This window comes from Erythrobacter sp. HKB08 (assembly GCF_004114695.1).
Taxonomy (GTDB): Bacteria; Pseudomonadota; Alphaproteobacteria; order Sphingomonadales; family Sphingomonadaceae; genus Parerythrobacter_A.
This window is the reverse complement of sequence record NZ_CP035310.1, coordinates 1,611,522-1,631,461: the sequence shown is the minus strand read 5'-3', so window position 1 is coordinate 1,631,461 and position 19,940 is coordinate 1,611,522. Positions and strand designations below refer to the sequence as shown.

General features: G+C 63.4%; 22 protein-coding genes. 3 read left to right on the top strand and 19 right to left on the bottom strand.

The window, feature by feature from the left end:
- The first annotated feature begins 20 nt into the window (after positions 1-20).
- Positions 21-593, top strand: coding sequence for a shikimate kinase (locus EO245_RS07855; RefSeq protein ID WP_128892404.1), 573 nt, complete (start codon positions 21-23; stop codon positions 591-593).
- Positions 584-1,693 carry a 3-dehydroquinate synthase gene (gene aroB, locus EO245_RS07850; RefSeq protein WP_128892403.1) on the top strand — a complete coding sequence of 370 codons (1,110 nt, stop codon included), beginning with the start codon at positions 584-586 and terminating at the stop codon, positions 1,691-1,693. The genes EO245_RS07855 and aroB overlap by 10 nt, the downstream gene beginning before the upstream one ends.
- Here the strand turns inward: aroB and EO245_RS07845 are convergent.
- Entirely contained in the window at positions 1,690-2,214 is a 525-nt protein-coding gene (locus EO245_RS07845) for a DUF421 domain-containing protein (protein WP_128892402.1), read from the bottom strand. The genes aroB and EO245_RS07845 overlap by 4 nt on opposite strands.
- 79 nt (positions 2,215-2,293) lie before the next feature.
- On the opposite strand from EO245_RS07845, the gene EO245_RS07840 reads away from it, so the two are divergent.
- Positions 2,294-3,064, top strand: coding sequence for a cyclase family protein (locus tag EO245_RS07840; protein ID WP_128892401.1), 771 nt, complete (start codon positions 2,294-2,296; stop codon positions 3,062-3,064).
- A 27-nt stretch (positions 3,065-3,091) separates the two neighbouring features.
- Here EO245_RS07840 and EO245_RS07835 read toward each other — a convergent pair whose 3' ends face one another.
- The 18 genes from EO245_RS07835 to gorA form a co-directional block, all read right to left on the bottom strand.
- Positions 3,092-3,370, bottom strand: coding sequence for a hypothetical protein (locus EO245_RS07835; protein ID WP_128892400.1), 279 nt, complete (start codon positions 3,368-3,370; stop codon positions 3,092-3,094).
- A gap of 124 nt (positions 3,371-3,494) precedes the next feature.
- On the bottom strand, positions 3,495-3,866 hold the full coding sequence (locus EO245_RS07830; RefSeq protein ID WP_128892399.1) for a tRNA-binding protein: 372 nt from the start codon (positions 3,864-3,866) through the stop codon (positions 3,495-3,497).
- Entirely contained in the window at positions 3,866-4,546 is a 681-nt protein-coding gene (locus EO245_RS07825; RefSeq protein ID WP_128892398.1) for an O-methyltransferase, read from the bottom strand. The genes EO245_RS07830 and EO245_RS07825 overlap by 1 nt, the downstream gene beginning before the upstream one ends.
- A gap of 1 nt (position 4,547) precedes the next feature.
- Positions 4,548-6,569 (bottom strand): acetyl/propionyl/methylcrotonyl-CoA carboxylase subunit alpha, encoded by a 2,022-nt coding sequence (locus tag EO245_RS07820; protein WP_128892397.1) that lies wholly within the window; start codon positions 6,567-6,569, stop codon positions 4,548-4,550.
- Between the two features lie 72 nt (positions 6,570-6,641).
- On the bottom strand, positions 6,642-7,025 hold the full coding sequence (locus EO245_RS07815; RefSeq protein ID WP_128892396.1) for a hypothetical protein: 384 nt from the start codon (positions 7,023-7,025) through the stop codon (positions 6,642-6,644).
- A 243-nt stretch (positions 7,026-7,268) separates the two neighbouring features.
- The gene (locus EO245_RS07810; protein WP_128892395.1) at positions 7,269-7,622 is read right to left on the bottom strand and encodes a hypothetical protein; all 354 of its coding nucleotides are present in this window, start codon (positions 7,620-7,622) and stop codon (positions 7,269-7,271) included.
- A 240-nt stretch (positions 7,623-7,862) separates the two neighbouring features.
- Positions 7,863-8,888 carry a biotin synthase BioB gene (gene bioB, locus EO245_RS07805; protein ID WP_128892394.1) on the bottom strand — a complete coding sequence of 342 codons (1,026 nt, stop codon included), beginning with the start codon at positions 8,886-8,888 and terminating at the stop codon, positions 7,863-7,865.
- Positions 8,885-9,739, bottom strand: a complete 855-nt coding sequence (locus EO245_RS07800) for an alpha/beta hydrolase (RefSeq protein WP_128892393.1) — start codon at positions 9,737-9,739, stop codon at positions 8,885-8,887. Before EO245_RS07800 ends, bioB begins: the two co-directional genes overlap by 4 nt.
- The gene (gene scpA / locus EO245_RS07795; protein WP_128892392.1) at positions 9,736-11,889 is read right to left on the bottom strand and encodes a methylmalonyl-CoA mutase; all 2,154 of its coding nucleotides are present in this window, start codon (positions 11,887-11,889) and stop codon (positions 9,736-9,738) included. Before scpA ends, EO245_RS07800 begins: the two co-directional genes overlap by 4 nt.
- A gap of 109 nt (positions 11,890-11,998) precedes the next feature.
- Positions 11,999-12,784 (bottom strand): enoyl-CoA hydratase-related protein, encoded by a 786-nt coding sequence (locus EO245_RS07790; RefSeq protein WP_128892391.1) that lies wholly within the window; start codon positions 12,782-12,784, stop codon positions 11,999-12,001.
- Between the two features lie 89 nt (positions 12,785-12,873).
- Positions 12,874-13,485 (bottom strand): glutathione S-transferase family protein, encoded by a 612-nt coding sequence (locus EO245_RS07785; protein ID WP_128892390.1) that lies wholly within the window; start codon positions 13,483-13,485, stop codon positions 12,874-12,876.
- Positions 13,486-13,509: 24 nt separating this feature from the next.
- Positions 13,510-13,959 (bottom strand): methylmalonyl-CoA epimerase, encoded by a 450-nt coding sequence (gene mce / locus EO245_RS07780; protein WP_128892389.1) that lies wholly within the window; start codon positions 13,957-13,959, stop codon positions 13,510-13,512.
- A 1-nt stretch (position 13,960) separates the two neighbouring features.
- Positions 13,961-14,278 carry a zinc ribbon domain-containing protein gene (locus EO245_RS13580; protein WP_128892388.1) on the bottom strand — a complete coding sequence of 106 codons (318 nt, stop codon included), beginning with the start codon at positions 14,276-14,278 and terminating at the stop codon, positions 13,961-13,963.
- 8 nt (positions 14,279-14,286) lie between these two features.
- Positions 14,287-15,819, bottom strand: a complete 1,533-nt coding sequence (locus EO245_RS07770; protein WP_128892387.1) for an acyl-CoA carboxylase subunit beta — start codon at positions 15,817-15,819, stop codon at positions 14,287-14,289.
- Between the two features lie 74 nt (positions 15,820-15,893).
- Complete coding sequence (locus EO245_RS07765; protein WP_128892386.1) at positions 15,894-16,616, bottom strand: SDR family oxidoreductase; 723 nt, start codon at positions 16,614-16,616, stop codon at positions 15,894-15,896.
- Complete coding sequence (locus tag EO245_RS07760) at positions 16,616-17,641, bottom strand: NAD-dependent epimerase/dehydratase family protein (protein ID WP_128892385.1); 1,026 nt, start codon at positions 17,639-17,641, stop codon at positions 16,616-16,618. Before EO245_RS07760 ends, EO245_RS07765 begins: the two co-directional genes overlap by 1 nt.
- Before the next feature lie 51 nt (positions 17,642-17,692).
- Positions 17,693-18,517, bottom strand: coding sequence for a hypothetical protein (locus EO245_RS07755; protein ID WP_128892384.1), 825 nt, complete (start codon positions 18,515-18,517; stop codon positions 17,693-17,695).
- 40 nt (positions 18,518-18,557) lie between these two features.
- Positions 18,558-19,910 carry a glutathione-disulfide reductase gene (gene gorA, locus EO245_RS07750; protein WP_128892383.1) on the bottom strand — a complete coding sequence of 451 codons (1,353 nt, stop codon included), beginning with the start codon at positions 19,908-19,910 and terminating at the stop codon, positions 18,558-18,560.
- Positions 19,911-19,940 lie beyond the last annotated feature (30 nt).

Genomic DNA, 19,940 nt, shown 5'->3' with positions numbered 1-19,940 from the left:
GGGCGGCAATGCAGGACAGGATGCCAACCGACGAAAAAGCCACGCTGGGCGAGGCGGAGATCGGCGCGATCGCGCGGCGGATCGACCGGCCGATCGTGCTTGTCGGGCTGATGGGTGCGGGAAAGACCACCGTGGGGCGCAAACTCGCGGCCCTGCTCGGCAGCGATTTCGTCGATGCGGACGAGGAGATCGAACGCGCCGCACAGCAGTCCATCCCGGAAATCTTCGAGACCTATGGCGAGGAATATTTCCGCGATGGCGAGCGTCGAGTCATCGCCCGCCTGATGGGGGAACGCGACGGGGTGATCGCCACCGGTGGCGGGGCTTTCGTCAATGACGAAACGCGTGCGCTCATCCTCGAAAAGGCCATCGCCGTGTGGATCGATTGCAGCGTCGAAACGCTGGTCGAGCGAACCGGTCGCCGCGATACGCGCCCGCTGCTGCGCGACGGCGATCCACATAAGATCCTCACCCGCCTTCGCGATCAGCGCGAACCGGCCTACAGCGAGGCGCAAATCCGCGTGCAAAGCGAAAACGGCCCGCACAACAATACTGCAATGGCAATTCTCGAGGCGATCGACAGATGGCTGTAATTCCGGTTGAGCTTTCGGGCCGAAGCTACGAGGTGCATGTCGGCACGGGGCTACTCTCCGATTTCATCGCGCTAGCCGGCGATCGGCTGCGGGGCGAGCGCGTACCGATCGTGGCCGACACGGTTGCCTGGGCCAATGCCGGCGAGCCGCTGGAGCGCGCGCTGAACGATGCGGGCATGACGATCGAGCTGTTCGAGGTCACGCCGGGAGAATCCTCGAAAGGCTGGTCGATGCTCGAAGCGCTGGTCGACTGGATGCTCGCGCTCGGCATCGAGCGCAGGGACCATGTCATCGCCTTCGGTGGCGGCGTCGTGGGCGATTTGACCGGATTTGCGTGCTCGATCGTCAAGCGCGGCTGCAATTTCATCCAGGTGCCGACGACGCTGCTCGCACAAGTCGATAGCTCGGTTGGCGGGAAAACGGCGATCAACACTTCGGCGGGCAAGAACCTCGTCGGAGCGTTTCACCAGCCCTCGCTCGTGATCGCGGACCTCGCCACGCTGGGCACCCTTCCCGACCGCGAAATGCGCGCCGGCTATGCGGAGGTGCTCAAATACGGCGTGCTCGGCGACAGGGAATTCTTCGACTGGCTTGCGGCAGACGGCCCGAAAGTCTTGGCGCGCGAACCCGATGCGCTGTCGCACGCGGTCGCCACCAGTGTCGCCGCGAAGGCAAGGATCGTCGCCGAAGACGAGCGCGAGACATCGGGCGTGCGCGCTCTCCTGAATCTGGGCCATACATTCGGCCATGCGCTCGAAGCCGAAACCGGTTTCTCCGATCGCTTGCTTCATGGCGAAGGCGTTGCGCTCGGCATGGTTCTCGCCGCCCGCTTTTCCGCGAGGCGCGGCTTTATGCCGGAGGACGAAGCGCAGCAGGTCGGTGAAGCAGTGTCATCGGCGGGCTTGCCTAGCGAGATTTCGGCACTCGGCCTCGACTGTTCGGGCCAGACGCTGACCGCTCACATGATGCACGACAAGAAGATGGAAGGCGGCACCCTCCCCTTCCTCCTTCTGCGCGGGATCGGCGCAGCATATCTCGATCGCGATGTGGTGCTGGATGATGTCGCCGCGTTTCTCGACGAGCAGCTACAGGCTCACTAGAGGCTTGTCTCGCCCGGCTTGAGGACACTGCGCAGCGCGGTGCAATCGTCCGACTTTCCCTCGACGATCACGCTCATCGAACCGTCGGATTCCAGCACGACCGCGGTGATCTCCTCGACCCGGCCATGCCCGTCCTTGCGGATCGCAGCTTCCACCTCGTCGCGCGTGACGCGTTCGTTTGCGAGCGCCTCGTCCTGAAACTCGCCGTCGCGCAGCAGCAGCTTCGGCTCCGAACGGACAGCCTTCGCAATCGTCTCCGACTTGTTGGAAAGCCAGGTTACGAGCAGCTGCAGGGCACAAAGGCTCGCGAAGGCCACGACGCCGTCCGATACCGGCAGCGACTTGGTGACGATCACCGATGCGAGGATCGAGCCGAGCGCCACCGTTACCACCAGGTCGAAGGCATTCATCTTCGATAGCGAGCGCTTGCCCGCAAACCGCAGGACGATCACCACTGCGACATAAGCCGTGAGCGCTGTGAGAAAGATGTTGAGGGTGTCGGGCCAATTGCTGAAGAACATGGTGTAGCAACGTGCGACCCGTCAGAAGGGTCCGGGCCGGTGATTGACAGGGCGATTGCTGCGCACAATGCTGCGCAGCATGACACGCTTCGTCGACCTCTCGATCCCGATCACCAACGACGTCATTTCGGATCCCGAAGTGATGCGTCCGAAAATCCAGTACATGACGCATGAGGACACCTGGCAGCAGATCGCCATGTTCTTCCCCGGGCTCGAAAAGGACGACCTGCCGGATGGCGAAGGCTGGGCGGTCGAGATGCTGGAGCTGTCCACTCACAACGGCACCCATATGGATGCGCCCTGGCATTACCATTCCACGACCGATGCAGGAGACAGCCCCGCCCCGTCGATCGACGAGGCACCGCTCGACCGGTTCTTCAGGCCGGGCGTGAAGCTCGATTTCAGCCACCTGCCGCACGGCCATGTGGTGAGCGCGGACGAGGTCGAGGCAGCGCTCGACAAGATCGGCTACGAGCTCCAGCCGCTCGACATTGTTCTGGTGCAGTCCGGCGCCGTCTACGGGACGGACAACTTCACCGACCAGGGTGTCGGGCTAGGCGCGGAGGCAACGCTTTACCTGACCGAGCGCGGTGTCGAAGTCGTCGGCACCGATGCGTGGAGCTGGGACGCGCCGTTCAGCCATACGGCGAAACGCTGGGCCGAAAAGCGCGATCCCTCGATCATCTGGGAAGGTCACAAGGCCGGCCGCATCCGGCCCTATTACCAGATCGAGAAGCTGACCAATCTCGGATCCTTGCCAAGCCACGGCTTCACCTTCAGCTGTTTCCCCGTGAAGATCGAGCGGGCCAGTGCAGGCTGGATTCGTGCGGTAGCGCTGATCGACGATTGACGAGTGCGGTAGTGAGACCGGCCTGCGCTACTTCTCGCCTTTGGCGCGATCGATCGGGGTGACGTTGTCTTCCGCGTCGGCAACCCGCTCTGCATGTTCGGCCAGCATTTCGTCGTGTTCGGCGAAGATGGCTTCGATCTCCGCGCGCTTTTCGAGAATGAGATAGGCGATACCCGGCGCCAGGCTTTCCCCGTCGCCATCCCCGATCTTGCCGAGCAGGGAGGAGAGGTCGCTCATGGTCGCCTCTTCAGGCGTCTTGAAGAAATGCCCCTTCGCGTTGAAGTAGCCTACACCCTTGTGCCCCATGGGAATCCCCGAGCCAGTTCACGATACGTCGAACAATAATATATCAACGAGCTGCTTGAGCTATATCAAATATTGCGTGCGTCTCAAAGCTGGACTCTGATTTGGTCCACGTCTCTTCCGCAGCTCAAAAAAGTCGCGAGCCGTTGGGTACTTTGACGTCCGGCGCGAAGAGCACGACTTCACCCTGTTCGTCGGCAAAACCGAGTGTCAGGACTTCGGACATGGCCGGGCCGATCTGGCGTGGCGGGAAATTGACTACGGCTGCGACCTGCCTGCCGACCAATTCGTCGCAGACGTAGTTCACCGCGATCTGCGCGCAGCTTTTCTTCTCGCCGATCGCGGGGCCGAAATCGATGCGCAGCCGGAAGCTCGGTTTTCGCGCCTCGGGAAACTCCTCGGCGGCGACGATGGTCCCGATGCGGATATCCACCTTCAGGAAATCGTCGAAGCTTATCTCGTCTCCGGCTGGAGCATCGGGTGCGTGGGAGAGATGCATCAGTCTGTCACCTTGAGGAACATCATGCCGTCCCAACCTTTCTCGCCGACGGTCTGGAGGACGGTCGCCTCGAGCCGGGGTTCGGCTGCGACGTAATGGTAGAGCGCGCGCGTACCCTTGGCGGATTCGTCGTCCTCGGCCGGATCGAGAATGTTGCCCTCGCGCACGACGTTGTCGACGATGATCAGCGCACCCGGCCGCGACAGCCGCAGCGCGTGATCGACGTAATTGCAGTTGTTCGGCTTGTCGGCGTCGATGAAGGTCAGGTCGAACGGGCCTTCCAGCTTCGCGAGCGATTTGAGCGCTGCGCCGATCTGCATCTCGACGCGCCCGCCGGCCGCGCTCGCATCGAAATTGGCCTGGGCGACCGCGGCGTAGGTCTTGCGTGCCTCGAGCGTCACGACGCTACCTCCCTCACCCACTCCGCGCGCCAGATGGAGCGTCGAGTAACCACCCAGCGTCCCGATCTCGAGCACGCGCGTGGCACCCGTAAGCTCGACCAGCATCTGCAGGAAACGACCCTGCGCAGGACTGACGGCAATATCGGGTAAGCCGGCTTCCTTGCTGCGCGCAATGCACGCGGCAAGCTCGGCGTCGTCTTCGAGAAGGACGTCCTCGACCAGCCCATCGACCGCCGACCATTTCGGGTCGACAGCCTTCCAGCCGGCGACGCCCGACATTTTATTCGAGCTCCAGGATCACCGCATCGACTGCGAGGCTCTCGCCTTCGCTGGCGTTGATGGTCGCGATGGTGCCCTGCTTCTCGGCGCGCAGGATGTTCTCCATCTTCATCGCCTCGACCGTGGCGAGCGGCTGGCCCGGCTGGACTTCCTCGCCTTCGCTCACATGCAGCTTCACCAGCAGGCCCGGCATCGGGCAGATGAGCATCTTCGAAAGGTCCGGCGGCTCCTTCTCGATCATGTGCGCGGCAAGATGCGCCACGCGGGTCGGGAGGATGCGAACCTGATGCGTCGCGCCGCGCGTCGTGATGCCATAGCCGGTGCGCGTCGGCTTCAGCTGCAGCGTCAGCGCCTCGCCCTCGATCTCGACGTCCACCATGGTTTCACCGGGCGTATATTCCATGTCGATGTCGAGCGGTTCGTCATCGACCGTAATCGCGTCCTCTTCCAGCCGCACGACATAGTCGGTGTCGCCCAGGCGGACGGTCCAGTCGCCGGGCGCATAAAGGTCGCCGTCGAGCTGCTGGTTGATCCTGCGCGCACGGTCGGCATCTGCGGTCGCGATGACGCCCGCCACGGCTGCAAGGCCGCGCTTGAGCTCGTCCGATGCGGGAGCGCCCTCGAAGCCGTCCGGATATTCCTCGGCAATGAAGCCGGTCGTCAGATCGCCCGAGCGGAAGCGCTCGTGCTGCATGATCGCGCTCAGGAAATCGACGTTGTGGCCGAGGCCGACGATGCGGAATGCGTCGAGCGCCTGGACCTGGAGGTCCGCCGCCTCGTCGCGCGTTTCGCCCCAGGTGATCAGCTTGGCGATCATCGGGTCGTAGAACATCGAGACTTCGCCGCCCTCGTAGACGCCGTCGTCCACGCGCACACCATCGACCCCGCGGCGACCGTTCGCGCTGCCATCGTCGGTCCAGCCGTCGAGCGGCGGGCGGTATTCCACCAGACGGCCGGTCGAGGGGAGGAAGCCGCGATAGGGGTCTTCTGCATAGACGCGGTTCTCGATCGCCCAGCCGTCGATGCCGATATCGTCCTGCGTCATTGCCAGTTTCTCGCCGGCAGCAACGCGGATCATCTGTTCGACGAGATCGATACCGGTGATTGCTTCGGTCACCGGATGTTCGACCTGCAGGCGGGTGTTCATTTCGAGGAAGTAGAAGCTCTCCCCGGTCTTGTCCGCACCGCTGACGATCAGTTCGACCGTGCCTGCGGAATGGTAGTCGACCGCCTTGGAGAGTGCGACGCACTGCTCACCCATCGCCTTGCGCATTTTCGGCGTAACGAAGGGAGACGGCGCTTCCTCGACCACCTTCTGGTGGCGACGCTGGATCGAGCATTCGCGCTCGTTCAGGTAGAGGACGTTGCCGTGCTTGTCGCCGAGGATCTGGATCTCGATATGGCGCGGGTCTTCGATGAATTTCTCGATGAAGACGCGGTCGTCGCCGAAGGAGTTGAGGCCTTCGCGCTTCACGCTCTCGAAGCCTTCGCGCACGTCCTTCTCGGAATAGGCGAGGCGCATGCCCTTGCCCCCGCCGCCGGCGCTGGCCTTCATCATCACGGGGTAGCCGATGTCGTTGCTGATCTCGACCGCGTGGTCGGTATCGCGGATTTCGCCGACGAAGCCGGGCACGACGTTTACGCCCGCTTCCTTGGCCAGCTTCTTCGATTCGATCTTATCGCCCATCGCCGCGATCGCGCCGGCCGGCGGGCCGATGAAGGCGATGTTTTCCTTGGCGAGCGCTTCGACGAAGCTCGCGCGCTCGGACAGGAAGCCATAGCCCGGGTGAACCGCTTCGGCCGCGGTCTGCTTGCAGGCCTCGATGATCTTGTCGGCGATGAGGTAGCTTTCAGCCGCGGGAGCCGGGCCGATGTGCACCGCCTCGTCCGCCATCTTCACGAAAGGCGCGCGGGCATCGGCATCGGAATAGACTGCGACCGTTGCGATCCCCATGCGGCGAGCGGTCTTGATGACGCGGCAGGCAATTTCGCCGCGGTTGGCAATCAGTATCTTGGAAAACAAGCGGGCCTCCGACTGTCGCATGAGCGTTGCATGCCCATGCCCCAGCGGAGGCCCTGCATCAAGTGATGCGCGTCAATCGCGGTCGATATGCCCGATATGGCGCTGCTGGCGCGCGATCAGGGAGTCGAATTCCTTCCACATCTCCTCGACCTTTTCCTTACCGCCCAGCTGGCGAGCGAGCTCGTCGTCCCACTTCTTGCCTTCCGGATTTTCCTTCCAGCCCATTGCGGCGATCCCCTGCCGCATGGGAAGCGCGACGATGCTGTCCCACTCACCGGTGTTCATGTGGATGTCCACGCCGCCCGAAAGGCCGAGCGCCTCGTCAACCTTGCGGAACTGGTCGATCATCTCGTGGGCGCGACCGGCCTTGCCCGGTTTCCACTTGATCATCATGACACGGTACCAGTCGACCTCGGCCAACTCCGGTGCCGCGTGATTGTCGGCAGCCGCTGGCATAGGTGCGGTAACACACATCGCTGCCGCAACGGCAGTCAACACAAGCTTCTTCATACGTCCTCTCCCCATCAGAAGGATAACGACCCTAAGAAGCGATCCGAATTGTTATGCTGTTGTCCCCCAGCGACGCGCAAGACACGCTTTTATCGCCGTTTTGTCAAGCTGCGGCACGCAAAGCCGTAACGTAAGCCTGCTTCATCAACCTGCTGGGTACTTCTCCGTTTCTGCCTTGGAAGCGGCAGATCACAGCGCAGGAATGAAAATCGAACCGAGGAAAACGCCGATCCCCGCGCCGAAGCTGATCGGTGCGAGGCGATGAACGAAGCGGAGCCAGACCGATGCCTCTCCGCCTCCTGCGATGCGCACGATCTCGAACTGGCCCTGGAACGCGAGGACGCCGCCGATCCCGACCAGCCCGACCGCCCAGGACAGTTCGCGCAGCGGCAGGGCATCGCCGAACAGCCCCTGGCCGATCGTCACCATGCCGCCGATGGTGATCAGGGAAAGCGAGACGAGGTGCTTGAAGTAATCGTACATGATGTCTTCGCTGTTCGAAGACCGGAAACGCTCGATCTGCTTGCTCTTCCAGTCACTCATGCCGACACCCCCGAAGCGCTGCAGGCTCGCAGCGACATGGCGGGTTGTAACGCGAAGATCCCAGATTTTGCAAACGGTGTCAGTATATTACCCGCGCCGCATTGAGGCTGCACCAGAGAACGGCATGCTCCGGCGGACGCAGCACCGGCGCGCGCGCTTACTCCGAGGCGCGGCGCCGATTGAGGTGGATGATCGCGACGACGCCCCAATAGGCGAGAGTGACCAGGATAGGCCTATTCGTCATCGAGCCGGTTCGACCTCCTTGCATGCCCCACCCTTCTCCCGACGAAGGGGTTCCTCACCTTCCAATGCGGTAAGGCCGAGTTTCGCAAACAGGGCTGCATCGCTGTCGTCACCGGCATTGGGCGCAGTGAGCAGCTTGTCGCCGGTGAAGATCGAGTTCGCGCCCGCCATGAAGCAAAGCGCCTGCGTCGCCTCGCTCATGCTTTCACGGCCTGCGGACAGGCGCACCATGCTCATTGGCATGCAGATGCGCGCCACTGCGACGGTCCGCACGAACTCGATGTCGTCGATCTTGGCCAGCGGCGTATCGGCAAGCATGTCGCCCAGCACCGTGCCTTTGACAGGCACCAGTGCATTGACCGGCACGCTTTCGGGATGGCGCTCGAGCGTCGCCAGCGTGTGGACGAAGCCGACACGATCCTCGCGCGTTTCGCCCATCCCCACGATCCCGCCGCTGCATACGTTGATGCCCGCATCGCGCACGTTCTGCAGCGTGTCGAGGCGGTCCTGGTAATTGCGAGTCGAGATGACACGTTCGTAATACTCGGGGCCGGTATCGACATTGTGGTTGTAGTAATCGAGGCCAGCCTCTTTCAGCATCTCCGCCTGTTTCGGCGTCAGCATGCCCAGCGTCATGCAGGTCTCGAGACCCATGGCGGAGACGCCCTTCACGATCTCGACGATCGCGGGCATGTCGCGGTCCTTCGGATTGCGCCACGCCGCGCCCATGCAGAAACGCTGCGAGCCCTGGTCCTTGGCCTGTGCCGCGCGCTGGAGAACTGACTGCACCTCCATCAGCTTGGTCGCCTCGACGCCGCTATCGGCCTTCACCGACTGCGAGCAATAGCCGCAATCCTCGGGGCAACCGCCGGTCTTGATCGATAGCAGCGTGCACAGCTGGATCTGCTCGGGCGGATGGAACTCGCGGTGGACCGTCGCTGCACGGAACAGCAGCTCGGTAAAGGGCAAGTCGAAGAGGCCCGCGATCTCCTCGCGGGTCCAGTCGGTGCGAATTTCGGTCATTCGGAAGGCCCGTCGTTTTGTTTGCACTCGACCGTGAAACCGAACTCTTCGAGCCAGTCGGCTTCGGTCGGCATCAGGAACTGGAGTGCTTCGGGAAGCAATTGGTGCAGAGTGTTGGAGTGGCGCACGTGGCTTTCGCGGCGGTCCGCGAAGCAGAGGGAAGGACCGGCCGCCGAAACGAAGCGTAATGCCCCTTCCTCGGTCGCCCCGCCCTCATCGGCCAGCGATACGAAGATCGGCGGACGTTCCTGCGCGCCCATAGCTTCAAACTCGCGGGAAAGGCGTTGCCCGTCCCACTGGAAGCTGGGGGACAGCGCGGCGTAGCCGTCGAATGCGCCGGGCTGGTGTGCCCATGTTTCGGCAACGAAGTGACCGGCAGCGCTTTCGCCGACGAGATACGCACGCCCGTCGTGGCGATAGGTTTCGCGCAGCATCGGCACGATCTCGCCGATCAGCCAGCCCCGGAATGCGTCGACCTCACCTGCGGTCGGATAACGCTCCTGCTCGGCAGCATCGGCGGTTGGCGGAAGAAGCTCGCGCTGGCGGTCGACGGTCTCTACTCCGACGACGATTGCCTGCTCGCTGCGGCCCCACAGCTCGTTCCACCTTGCGATACCGAGGGCGAGGAAGAGGTCCTGCCCGGTCCCGCCATCGAGCACGATGACCAGCGGGTATTTCGCCTCTCCCTCCTCGTAGTCCGAGGGGAGCACGACGTTGATCCGGCGCTCTTCGCCATGTGTCGAAACGATATGCGACGTGCCGATGGTCAGCGGTTCAAGCTGGCTCTCATGCGCAAGGGTGGGAGCCGCGATACTCAAGGCTGCGGCGAAAGCCAGCAGGGTGGTTTTCACTCTGCCGCCTCGTCCAGCTCGTCTCCGGCGGGGGGCATGTTGTGGCCGAGCAGGCGGAGCATGTCCGCGCCGCATTCGACCACGTTCGAGCCCGGACCATAGATGCCCTGCACCCCGGCATCGCGCAGGAAATCGTAGTCCTGCGGCGGGATCACGCCGCCGGCAACGACCTTGATATCGCTCCGCCCGGCCTCTTTCAGCAGGCCGATCAGTTCGGGAATGAGCGTCTTGTGGCCCGCGGCGAGGCTGCTTGCGCCGATCGCATCGACGCCGTTTTCCAGCGCCATTTCGAGCGTTTCCTGCGGCGTCTGGAACAGCGGACCGGACACCACGTCGAAGCCCATGTCGGCAAAGGCGGAGGCAATCACATTGGCGCCGCGGTCGTGGCCGTCCTGGCCCATCTTGGCGACCATGATCTTCGGCTTGCGACCGAGGCGACGTTCGACAGCCTCGACACCGTCGAGCACCTGCTGCCATCGCCGGTCGAACTCGTAAGCCGACTTGTAGACGCCGCGCACCGGCTTGGGCGTCGCATCGTGGCGACCGAAGACCGCTTCCATCGCCGCGGAAATCTCGCCCAGCGTCGCATCGTGGCGAGCGGCCTCAACAGCGAGCGCCAGCAGGTTGCCGCCGCCCTTCGCGCCTTCGGTGAGAGCATCGAGAGCTGCCTTGCACGCCGCCTCGTCACGCTCCGAACGCACTCGCTCAATGCGCGCAATCTGGCTCTGGCGCACTGCGTGATTGTCAATGTCGAGCGTCTCGATCGGGTCTTCCTCGTCCTTGCGGTACTTGTTGACCCCGACGATCACCGTCTCGCCCTTGTCGACGCTGGTCTGCTTGACCGCGGCGGCCTCCTCGATCAGCGCCTTGGGCTTACCGGTCGCGACGAAGGCGGTCATGCCGCCTGCCGCATCGACCTCGTCCATCAGCTTCTTGGCCTCCTCGACCAAAGTCGCCGTGAGGCTCTCGACGTAATACGACCCGCCGAGCGGATCGGCGACGTTGCAGATGCCGCTTTCCTCCTGGAGCACTAGCTGCGTGTTGCGCGCGATGCGGGCGGAGAAATCGGTCGGCAGCGCGATCGCCTCGTCGAGCGCATTGGTGTGGAGCGACTGCGTACCGCCCAGCACCGCTGCCATCGCCTCGATCGTAGTGCGGATGACGTTGTTGTAGGGATCCTGCTCCTGCAGCGAGACACCGCTCGTCTGGCAGTGGGTGCGCAGCATTTTCGACTTGGGATTTTCGGCGCCCAGCCCGTCCATCACGTCGTGCCACAACGTACGCGCGGCGCGCAGCTTGGCGACTTCCATGAAGAAGTTCATCCCGATGCCGAAGAAGAACGACAGGCGCGGTGCGAACTTGTCGAGGTCGAGCCCGGTTTCGATCGCGCGCTTGGCGTATTCCTTGCCGTCCGCGATGGTGAAGGCGAGTTCCTGCACAGCCGTCGCGCCGGCTTCGTGCATGTGATAGCCGGAAATCGAAATGCTGTTGAATTTCGGCATGTTATCGCTGGTGTAGGCGATGATGTCCGAGACGATCCGCATGCTCGGCTCGGGCGGATAGATGTAGGTGTTGCGGACCATGAACTCCTTGAGGATGTCGTTCTGGATGGTCCCGGCGAGCTTGTCCGCGCTCACCCCCTGCCGTTCGGCCGCGACGATGTAGAACGCCATCACCGGAATGACCGCGCCGTTCATGGTCATCGACACGCTCATTTCATCGAGCGGGATCTGGTCGAACAGGATTTCCATGTCGCGCACGGTGTCGATCGCGACGCCCGCCTTGCCGACATCGCCGACCACGCGCGGATGGTCGCTGTCGTAGCCGCGGTGGGTCGCGAGGTCGAAGGCGACCGACAGGCCCTTCTGTCCCATCGCGAGGTTGCGGCGATAGAACGCGTTCGATTCCTCGGCGGTCGAGAAGCCCGCGTATTGGCGGATCGTCCACGGACGACCGGTGTACATCGAGGCGTACGGGCCGCGCGTGAACGGCGCGAAGCCCGGAGCGCCGGGGTCCATCCCCTCGGTGTCCGCACTCGTGTAAAGCGGCTTGATGTCGAAGCCCTCGGGCGTCGACCACGTGAGGTCACGGCCCTTCACCTCTTTCTCGGCGCGGGCTTTCCAGTCGTCGTAGCTTGGTTTGTCGGTCATGCCGCGCCTCTAACAAGAATCGTCGTTCCCGCGAAAGCGGGAATCGAGAGAAATCGGAGGGAGAGCCTGCGACCCTGGATCCCTGCTTTCGCAGGGATGACCATTCGCCTTACTGTCCCTTGAACTCGGGCTTGCGCTTCTGGAGGAAAGCCATGCCGCCTTCCATCGCATCGGCGCTCGCACCGGCCTTCTGCTGGCCCTCGGCCTCGGCAAGGAACACGTCGGTGAGGCTGCCGTCCATTGCGGTCGCGATGTTGCGCTTCATCGTCGCAAGCGCGAGGGTCGGGCCGTTCGCAAGCTTTTCTGCCAGCGCCTTCGCCTCGCTCATCAGCGCATCGTCGTCGACCGCCTTGTAGATGAGGCCCCAGTCCTCCGCCTGCTCGGCGCCGATCTTCTCGCCCAGCATCATCATGCGGGTCGCGCGTGCCCGGCCGATGGTGCGCGCGAGCAGCCAGGTCGAGCCGCCATCGGGAACGAGGCCGATGTTGACGAAAGCCTGCAGGAAATAGGCGCTCTTGCCCGCGAGCACGAAGTCGCCCGCCAGCGCGAGCGAACAGCCGACGCCTGCGGCAGGGCCGTTGACTGCGCAGATCACCGGGACCGGCGCGCGAAGCACCATGCTGACGGCGGGGTTGTAGTGGTTCTGCAAGGCGCGGTGGCTGCCGCCCTTCGCCTCGAGCGCGCTGCGTTCGCCGCGCGCAGCAAGATCGGCGCCAGAGCAGAAGCCCTTGCCCGCACCGGTGATGAGAACCGCACGGCTATCGCCAAGGTCGTAGAACGCCGAGCCAAGCTCGTCCGCCATCTGAGGCGGCATCGCGTTGAGGCGATCCGGGCGATTGAGCGTGATGGTGGTAAGCGGGCCGTCCTTTTCGACGATGATCGTTTCGTAGCTCACGAGGCTCTCCCCAAAGGTTTTGTTTGGAAACGGACTAGACCCGTGCGGGGGCGCTTAGCAAGTCCGCTACGGCGCGCTGCGTCGAAAGCTCAGGCCGAGGCGCTGGGACGAGCCGAGACTCGATCGTGCCAGGCTGCCAGTGCTTCGCATTCCTCCGGCATCTCCAGCCCGACGAAACCGGCGAAATCGACGGTCGTCAGCAGCAGGATGTCGGCAGCGCTGAACGCATCGCCGGCGAGGTACTCGCGATCGGCGAGAGACTGGTCGAAGAAGCGCATCGCCTCTGCCACCCGCGGCCGGTTCGCCTCGCCCCACTCGGCATTGCGACCGGGCAGCGCGGCAGTGAACGGATGGGTGTGAACCCAGACCGCGCCGACCGGCGGCATGAGGATCATTTCGACCCGGCGCGACCACATCTCGATTTCGGCGATGTCCTTCGCCGAAGTCCCGAACAGCGGCGGCTCGGGGTGCTCGGCTTCGAGATAGCGCATGATCGCGACGCTCTCCGCAATCACCGTACCGTCGTCGAGTTCGAGCGCCGGAGTCTGCCCGCGCGGGTTCTTGGCGAGAAATTCGGGCGCCTTCTGCTCGCGCTTGGGAATGGAGACTTCGCGGCTCGGAAGCTCGATGCCCTTCTCGGCTGCGAAAATGCGGACGCGGCGCGGATTGGGCGCCGGGTTCGGGCTATCGTAGAACAGCAAGTTTTTCTCCCCTCCCCGGACCGGTCAGTTCGACCAGTGGGAGCCTTCCTTCGGCGTTTCCATAATCTCGGTCAGCTGGCCCATCATGTCCTTCGGGTGGAGGAAGAAGATCGGCGTGCCATGCGCGCCGATGCGCGTGGGGCCGAGGATGCGCTTGCCCATGTCCTCGAACCACTTGCGCGCCTCCTCGATATCCTCGACTTCATAGCAGACATGGTGCTGCCCGCCCGACGGGTTCTTCTCGAGAAAATTGTTGATCGGGCTTTCCGGACCGAGCGGCTCGATCAGCTCGATCTGCGTGCCATTGGTGCCATTCTCACCCGGCGTATCGACGAAGCAGACCTTCACCCCCTGCGCCTCGAGATCGAAGGGCTTGTGGAAGCGAGTGGCGCCCATGACGTCACGGTAATAGCGGATCGATTCCTCGATCGAAGGCGTAGCGACGCCGATGTGGTTGAGACGGCCTAGTTTCATTTCAAAGCTTCCTGACTAGGCCAATGAAGGCGCCAATACCTGCACCAGTGACCGTTCCAACAAGAGGGATTGCAGCCCCGGCTGCTGCTCCAATCGCAGCACAAGCGGCAACGCTTTTCCCTGTCGGTGTCTTGATTCCCTCTTTTGCGAGCTCGATACCATCGCCTGCGGCGACCCGACCTTCGTCAAGAACAGACCGAGCATGTTTCGCAAGTGCCTCACGTCGGCTGGCTGGAGTTCCAGCGATGACTTTCCTTCCGCACTCACTGCAGAACTTGGCCGCTTCATCTAACTCGGTTTCGCAATGCCGGCAGTTCATCAATCACCTCACAACGGAATGTTGTCGTGCTTCTTCCACGGGTTCTCGAGCTGCTTCGTGCGCAACTTCCTAAGCCCCAGCGCGATCCGCTTGCGCGTCGAGTGCGGGTAGATCACCTCGTCGATATAGCCGCGCTGCGCCGCCACGAAGGGGTTGGCGAAGCGGTCTTCGTATTCCTTCGTTTTCTCGGCGATCTTGTCGGGATCGTCGCGGTCCTGGCGGAAGATGATCTCGACCGCGCCCTTGGCGCCCATCACCGCGATCTCGGCGGTGGGCCAGGCGTAGTTCAAGTCGCCGCGCAAATGCTTCGAGGCCATCACGTCGTAGGCGCCGCCATAGGCCTTGCGGGTGATCACGGTGATCTTGGGCACGGTCGCCTCGGCATAGGCGAACAGCAGCTTCGCGCCGTGCTTGATGATGCCATTGTGCTCCTGGTCGGTGCCGGGAAGGAAGCCGGGCACGTCGACGAGCGTCAGGATCGGAATCTCGAATGCGTCGCAGAACCGCACGAAACGCGCGGCCTTCTTGGAGCTGTTGATGTCGAGCACGCCGGCCAGCACCATCGGCTGGTTGGCGACGACACCCACGGTGCGCCCCTCCACCCGGCCGAAGCCGCATATGATGTTCGCCGCGTGGTTCGGCTGGACTTCGAAGAAGTCGCCCTCGTCCACCACCTTACGGATGACTTCGTGCATGTCGTAAGGCTGGTTGGCATTCGCCGGGATCAGCGTGTCGAGCGAATGGTCCTCGCGGTCCCACGGATCGGCGGTCGGACGCTCGGGCACTTCCTCGCGGTTGGAGAGAGGCAGGTAGTCGAAGAAATTGCGCGTCGCGAGCAGCGCCTCGATATCGTTCTCGAAGGCGACGTCGGCGACCGAGGTCTTGGTGGTGTGCGTTTTCGCCCCGCCAAGCTCTTCCTGCGTGACGACTTCGTTGGTCACCGTCTTCACCACGTCCGGGCCGGTGACGAACATGTAGGAGCTGTCTTCGACCATGAAGATGAAGTCGGTCATGGCCGGCGAGTAGACCGCACCGCCCGCGCACGGGCCCATGATGACGCTGATCTGCGGCACGACGCCGCTGGCGAGCACGTTGCGCTGGAACACCTCGGCATAGCCGCCGAGCGATGCGACGCCTTCCTGGATGCGCGCGCCACCGGAATCGTTGAGGCCGATGACCGGTGCGCCGACCTTCATCGCAGTGTCCATCACCTTGCAGATCTTCTCCGCGTGGCGCTTCGACAGCGAGCCGCCGAAGACGGTGAAGTCCTGGCTGAATACATAGACGAGGCGGCCGTTGATCGTGCCCGATCCGGTGACCACGCCGTCGCCCGGGATCTTCTGGTCCTGCATCCCGAAATCGACGCAATCGTGTTCGACATAGGTGTCGAGCTCTTCGAAGCTGTCCTCGTCGAGCAGCACTTCGAGCCGTTCGCGCGCGGTCAGCTTGCCCTTGGCATGCTGCGCGTCGATCCGCTTCTGTCCACCACCCATGCGGGCGGCTTCACGGCGGCGTTCCATTTCGGCGATATTGGCGGACATGCGCTCTCCCTGTTTTCCGGCAAGCGGTTAGCCAGCGCAGTTGCAAAGCGTCAAGCGAGGAAAGCGCACTGCCCTCAGAAGCGCAGCATGATGCTTTCGGCAAGCTTCGGGCTGATCGAGTTCACCACGCGCAATATCTTGACCATGCCGACATTCGCCTCGTCGCGGTTGCCCTCGATCGCCGCCATGATCTGGCTGGCGCAGTCCTGCGGCGAAAGCTTGTTGCCATCGCGGTCGGCGGTCATCTGCGTATCCACGACGGGAGGCAGCGCCTCGATCACATGGATATTCTCGCCCTTGAGCTGCGCGCGCAGGGCCTTCGTGTAGCTGCGGAGGCCAGCCTTTGTCGCGCAATAGACCGGGCTTCCGGCACGCGGCGCGATCGCAAGGCCGCTCGTCACATTGACGATCGCCGCCTCGCCCCGCTCACGCAAGCGCGGCAACAGCGCCGTGATCAGCCGGACGGGGGCATTGAGGTTCGCATAGATGCAGCCGTCCGACGCATTCGCATCGGGCGCGGCCTTGCGGAAATCGTGGTCGACACCCTGCCCTGCATTGTTGATCAGCACATCGATCGGCCGCTCGCCCAGGTCGCGCACCAGCGCATCGACGCCATCGGCATTCGACAGGTCCGCCCGGATCGTCTCGAAACCCTCGGCACGCATGAAGTCGAGCCGCTCGACATTGCGGCCCGTCAGGATGACCTTCGCGCCTTTCGCCTTGAGCTGCCGCGCGAGTTCGCGTCCGATGCCGGCGCTGCCGCCGGTCAGCAGGACCGTCTTGCCCGAAACGTCCATCAGACCTTCACCACGCCCTTCTCGATCAGGCTTTTCGCGCAATCGGTGATGCTTTCTTCCGCCGGGCGGGTTTCCCAGCCGAGCCGCTGTTTGGCATGGCTCGCATCGGTCTCGCGCGTCTTGCCGAGTTCCGACTTGATCGAGCGCACGCCTGCGTTGAACAGGCTGAGCACCGAGACCATCCAGTTCGGCATGACCTTGGTCGGCACTTTCTTCGTATGCTCGGGCGGGAGGTTCCTGCGGATCACTTCGCCGACCTCGATCATTTTCATGAAACGGCCCGAAGCGAGGAAGCGCTCGTTCGCGAGATCGGGCTCCTCGAGGCAGCGTAGATGCAGCTCGGCGCAGTCGCGCGTGTCGACAATGGCGAAGCCGAGATCGGGTGCCATCGGCATCGAGCCGTTGAGCAATTGCTTCACCGCCTCGACCGAGGGCGAGAAATCGGGATCGTCGACCGGGCCGAGCACCATCGAGGGATTGACCGAAACGAACTCCAAGTCGCCGCCATGCTCCGCCACCCAATCGCGCGCGGCGCGTTCGGCGATGGTCTTGGATTTGACGTAAGGATAGACGTCCGGGTGCGAGATGTCGGTCCAGTCGCGCTCGTCGACGGTGTAGACCTTTTCGCTGCGGCCATAGGCGACTGCCGCCATTGAGCTCGTTTGGACGAAGCGCTTGACCCCCGCCTCCTTGGCAAAGCGTAATGCGCGCAAGGTTCCTTCGCGCGCTGGGACGATCATCTCGTCCTCGTCTTTCGGGGTCGATGCGGCGATCGGCGAGGCGACATGCGCGCAGTGGGTGCAACCGGCCATCGCCTCTGCCCAGCCCTCGTCGCTCATCAGTTCGGCTTCGAAAACCTTGAAACGGTCCTCTCCCGGATTGCCGACGCGCTCGCGCAGCTTGGCTTCGCTCTTCGCCTTGTTGCGAACGGTCGCGTGGACCGTCCACCCCTTGGCGAGAAGCTGCCTTATCAGCTCGCCCGCAATGTAACCCGTGCCGCCCGTTACGCAGACCGTACCCGCCATATCCTGTCTCCCTGTTGCGAGGAGATTAGGCCAGCCGGTGGCGATCTGCAATCAAGGGGCGGGTGGCGGCGGAGGCGGGATGCTTGGCGGATACTGCGTGTTGAACCGCGCGCTCGATTCCGGTGAACCGACGACATAGATCGGCGCATCGCCGCAGGCTGCGCGCAGGGCTTTCTCGGCTTGAGGGGGGATGACGGCCGTAGCAGGGCCGCCCCAATTCATCTGCTCGCCAATGCGCGCCATCGTTTGGCCGGAAACGCGGCTTCTCAGGACGTAGAAACCCTGCGCATCGCGGTCGAGGCCCATCTCGGCATGGAACCAGGCAAGCTTGTCCGGCTCCGAATTGCCTTCGCCGACGTAGAAACACCCGTCGCGAAGCTCGACCCGTCCGTAAAGCAGGGCTTCCATCTGCGCTCCCGTCCGGGCGGTCGATGCGGGCCAAACCCGGATGCCGTCGCGCGCCACATCGGCGACTGGCGGCAGGTTGAGCGCAGGAACGAAGGTCCAGGAGATGTGATCGGGAACGGACCATCCGTTCTCACGGACCCACCCATCGAATTCCTGTTCGGTCAGGCCCGTATCGAGCGAGATGACCGGCCCGTCCGGTCCCTTGCCGGCGAAGCCCGCGCCGAGAAGCGCATCGCGCTCTTCGAGCCGCGCCATCCAAGTTTCACCGATCGCTTTCGCATCGGCAGGCGGAGGTGCGCTCGCCTCGCGCCGCACCCAGCTTACGTTGCCGAGCGACTCTTCGGCCAGCAGCACGCGATAGTCCGGGCTCAGCGCCTCGGTCTGGGTCGCGTAGGTCTTTTCGGCCTCCTGCTCTCCGGTCGGAGTGCAGGCAGCGCAAAGGGCGAAGAGGGGAAAAAGCCGGATCATCAGGGACTTGTGCGATCCAACCCCTGACTGACCGCTGAACCTATTTCAGCAGCACCAGCTCTTCCGCCATCGTCGGGTGGATCGCGGTGGTCGCGTCGAAATCGGCCTTGGTCAGGCCCGCCTTCACCGCGACGGCCGCTGCCTGCATGATCTCGGGCGCCTCGGGGCCTATCATGTGAATGCCGACGATGCGGTCGTTCCCGGCATCGCAGATCATCTTGTACAGGCTGCGCTCGTGACGGTCGGCGACGACGTTCTTCATCGCGCGGAAGTCCGAGATATAGACCTTCACGTTGCCGAGCTGGTTCTTGGCCTCGCCCTCGGTCATGCCGACCGCCGCGATGGGCGGATGGCTGAAAACGGCGCTCGGAATGCAGGAATGATCGACTGCGACCGGGTCTCCGCTGCCGAAGACGGTATCGGCAAAAGCCTGGCCCTCGCGGATGGCGACCGGGGTCAGCTGGACGCGGTCGGTCACATCGCCGACGGCATAGACATAATCGACATTGGTCTTGCTGAAGCGGTCGACCTTGATTTCGCCCTTGTCGCCCAGTTCGACGCCGATGGTGTCGAGACCGAGCCCTTCGGTGTTCGGCAGACGGCCGGTCGCGAACATCACGCAATCGACTTCCATGTCGTCGTGATTGGTCATCGAGACCTTGAGCTTGCCGTTGTCCAGCTTCTCGATGCACCGGAACTCGGCGTGGAAGCGGAAGTCGATGCCCTTCATCATGCTGATCTGCAGCAGGCGGTCGCGCAGGCTTTCGTCGTAGGACCGCAGCAGCGTGTCCGACCGGTTGATGATCGTCACCTTGCTGCCGAACTCGTTGAAGATACCGGCGAACTCGTTGGCGATATAGCCGCCGCCTGCGATCAGGATGCGCTCGGGGATTGCGTCGAGGTGGAATGCCTCGTTGCTGGTGATGCCATGCTCGTGACCCGGGCAATCGGGCACATGCGGCCGCGCGCCGGTGGCGACGAGGATATACTTCGCGGTGACTGTCTTGCCGCTCGCCAGCGTGATTTCATGATCGCCGGTAATTTCCGCGCGCTCGTGAAAAATCTCGACGTCGTGGTTCTCGAGCGTGTCGGTGTAGGCGCCGTTGAGGCGGTCGATGTCCTTCTGCACATGGTCGCGCAGCTTGACCCAGTCGAAACTCTTTCCTTCAATCGACCAGCCGAACTTCTCGCAATCCTCGAGATCCTCGGCGAAATGCGCGCCGTAAACGAGCATCTTCTTGGGCACGCAGCCCCGGATCACGCAGGTGCCGCCGACGCGGAACTCCTCTGCCAGCGCGACTTTCGCGCCGTGCGATGCGGCAATCCGGCTGGCACGTACGCCGCCCGATCCGCCGCCGATGGTGAAGAGGTCGTAGTCGTAGTCGTCGGCCATGCAGAATTCCCCTTGGTTGGCGGGCGATAT

Coding starts and splice junctions, on each gene's coding strand:
- EO245_RS07855 (WP_128892404.1), top strand. CDS start 21: ATGCCAACCGACGAAAAAGCCACGCTGGGCGAGGCGGAGATCGGCGCG.
- aroB (WP_128892403.1), top strand. CDS start 584: ATGGCTGTAATTCCGGTTGAGCTTTCGGGCCGAAGCTACGAGGTGCAT.
- EO245_RS07845 (WP_128892402.1), bottom strand. CDS start 2,214: ATGTTCTTCAGCAATTGGCCCGACACCCTCAACATCTTTCTCACAGCG.
- EO245_RS07840 (WP_128892401.1), top strand. CDS start 2,294: ATGACACGCTTCGTCGACCTCTCGATCCCGATCACCAACGACGTCATT.
- EO245_RS07835 (WP_128892400.1), bottom strand. CDS start 3,370: ATGGGGCACAAGGGTGTAGGCTACTTCAACGCGAAGGGGCATTTCTTC.
- EO245_RS07830 (WP_128892399.1), bottom strand. CDS start 3,866: ATGCATCTCTCCCACGCACCCGATGCTCCAGCCGGAGACGAGATAAGC.
- EO245_RS07825 (WP_128892398.1), bottom strand. CDS start 4,546: ATGTCGGGCGTCGCCGGCTGGAAGGCTGTCGACCCGAAATGGTCGGCG.
- EO245_RS07815 (WP_128892396.1), bottom strand. CDS start 7,025: ATGCCAGCGGCTGCCGACAATCACGCGGCACCGGAGTTGGCCGAGGTC.
- EO245_RS07810 (WP_128892395.1), bottom strand. CDS start 7,622: ATGAGTGACTGGAAGAGCAAGCAGATCGAGCGTTTCCGGTCTTCGAAC.
- bioB (WP_128892394.1), bottom strand. CDS start 8,888: ATGACCGAAATTCGCACCGACTGGACCCGCGAGGAGATCGCGGGCCTC.
- scpA (WP_128892392.1), bottom strand. CDS start 11,889: ATGACCGACAAACCAAGCTACGACGACTGGAAAGCCCGCGCCGAGAAA.
- mce (WP_128892389.1), bottom strand. CDS start 13,959: ATGAAACTAGGCCGTCTCAACCACATCGGCGTCGCTACGCCTTCGATC.
- EO245_RS13580 (WP_128892388.1), bottom strand. CDS start 14,278: ATGAACTGCCGGCATTGCGAAACCGAGTTAGATGAAGCGGCCAAGTTC.
- EO245_RS07770 (WP_128892387.1), bottom strand. CDS start 15,819: ATGTCCGCCAATATCGCCGAAATGGAACGCCGCCGTGAAGCCGCCCGC.
- EO245_RS07765 (WP_128892386.1), bottom strand. CDS start 16,616: ATGGACGTTTCGGGCAAGACGGTCCTGCTGACCGGCGGCAGCGCCGGC.
- EO245_RS07760 (WP_128892385.1), bottom strand. CDS start 17,641: ATGGCGGGTACGGTCTGCGTAACGGGCGGCACGGGTTACATTGCGGGC.
- EO245_RS07755 (WP_128892384.1), bottom strand. CDS start 18,517: ATGATCCGGCTTTTTCCCCTCTTCGCCCTTTGCGCTGCCTGCACTCCG.
- gorA (WP_128892383.1), bottom strand. CDS start 19,910: ATGGCCGACGACTACGACTACGACCTCTTCACCATCGGCGGCGGATCG.